The organism is Staphylococcus sp. TCBT05 (genome assembly GCF_055179755.1).
The window spans coordinates 1-1,762 of the sequence record NZ_JBUQDQ010000043.1; the positions used below are offsets into that span (position 1 = coordinate 1).

A 1,762-nucleotide genomic window follows, 5' to 3' on the forward strand; every position below is an offset into this window, starting at 1 on the left:
TTGAAGGTGGCGACAAGCCAATTCGAAGACTAGATACAGCGTTAGTTAAAGACGGAAATACGACTGTTAAAGACCAACTATGAGAAGTCAAGGAGGATTTTTTATATAAATAGGGGGTGTTTTTCTAAAAAAGGGCGCGCCAAATAAACCTAAGGATTTTCAAAAAAATGAGAAGGTCATGTTTCTATTGTGTGTGGTGGTACTTCATAAGGTTTATTGCTTTTAAGAATGGCGTAGATAATGTAACACAGCTTTCTAGCTACGGCCCCTATACAAACATAGTAGTGCTTTCCTTGCTTTCGTTTCTTTTCATAAAAGGCTTTTAATACAGGGTCATGTTTATGAGCTGTAATAGCCGCCTGGAATAAGGCTCTACGCAAATGAGAAGAACCACGCTTGGATATAGACGTACCTGAGGATTCAAATTGCCCAGATTGGGACACAGAGGCATCAATGCCTGCGTAAGCGACAAGTTTAGCTGGTTTGTCAAAGCGGTGTATATCCCCAATTTCACTTAGTATAGTGGCACCTAAAATCGGTCCAACGCCAGGTATTGTCATGATAGGAGTATCTAAATCAATTAAAAGTTGTGACATTTCTTCTTCACATTCTTTAATTTGATCTTCGATAAAACGAATTTGCTCTATCAACATTTTTAGCTGGAAGGAAAAAGCGTCTTTACAGAAGGTAACACCAAACGAATTAGAGGCTAATTCCATTAGCTTGTTGGCTGTTTTCTTCCCTAGTCGGTTACGACTGGTTTGCTCAATTATTTGTGTTAAATCATCAATAGATATCTGTTCATAGTCACTAGGAGAGGCATATTCAAGTAAGATTTGCGAAGAAGTTTTACCAAAAACATCTGAAAAGATGCTTTGGTACTCTGGGAAAGTCTGATCTAATACGACAAGAGCTTTTCGTTTTAAATCACTCATATTACTTACAAGCGCATTACGAAAGCGGCTCATTTGTTTTAGAGCGAACATTTTCTCATCCACAAGTGGGGTTTCAACAAAACGGCCGAATCGAATGATATCGGCAATCATAGTGGCATCAATGGCATCTGTTTTTCGCTTTCTAATTTCTGTTCCTTTTCGCCAGGCATTGGTTTGAATTGGATTTAATACAACGACTGAGAAGCCTTGATCCAGTAGAAAAGAATAAACGGCTAACCAATAATGTCCCGTTGCCTCCATTCCAATCAGTATTTCTGTAGGAGACTCAATGTATTGGTACATCCAATTTAATAGTGCTTGTCCACCTTCTTTGTGATTCTGAAAGGGAAATGGCTTAGTAATAGGTTTTCCAGTTTGATCGATAATGGACGCATAATGTTTATGTTTAGCGATATCAATACCTAAATAGAGCATAGCTTACACCCCTATTTTAATCAGTGTTAGATAGTGTTGTCCTCCTCTGAACTAATAAGCGCTACTACCTCGTAAGAGATACGAAGAATGACCAATGGTCATCAACATCCAACTCATTCGTAAACTACTTATTAGACAGAGGTACCATTCTTTCAACCGAATACAAAGATTCAAGGAGGTGGTCGGCAACACTCTATCTACAAATATAAGTATCTCATAAAAATAGATACTCTTGGGTTTATAGGTACATCCCGTCCCTAAAAACCTAACTTAATCATACGAGGAGGTGGGGACAATGGACAAGACGGAAACAAGGGAAATAGTAACACAGAAGATTGAAATTAGAGAAGATGATAACGGAAATCGGACACTTATAGGCTATGCAGTAAAGT

Annotated in this window: 1 protein-coding gene and 1 pseudogene; one reads left to right on the forward strand and one right to left on the reverse strand. The window is 38.3% G+C overall.

All coding sequences use genetic code 11. From position 1 onward, the window contains the following. Window positions 1-176 precede the first annotated feature (176 nt). Window positions 177-1,370, reverse strand: coding sequence for an IS110-like element ISBth13 family transposase (locus ACY191_RS14245; RefSeq protein WP_463270063.1), 1,194 nt, complete (start codon window positions 1,368-1,370; stop codon window positions 177-179). A 295-nt stretch (window positions 1,371-1,665) separates the two neighbouring features. Between ACY191_RS14245 and ACY191_RS14250 the strand changes: the two are divergent. Beyond that, a pseudogene (locus tag ACY191_RS14250) lies at window positions 1,666-1,762 on the forward strand (HK97 family phage prohead protease); the annotation flags it as partial.

Bases quoted from the DNA above. Each gene is read 5' to 3' on its own strand.
- ACY191_RS14245 (WP_463270063.1), bottom strand. From the start codon at position 1,370: ATGCTCTATTTAGGTATTGATATCGCTAAACATAAACATTATGCGTCC.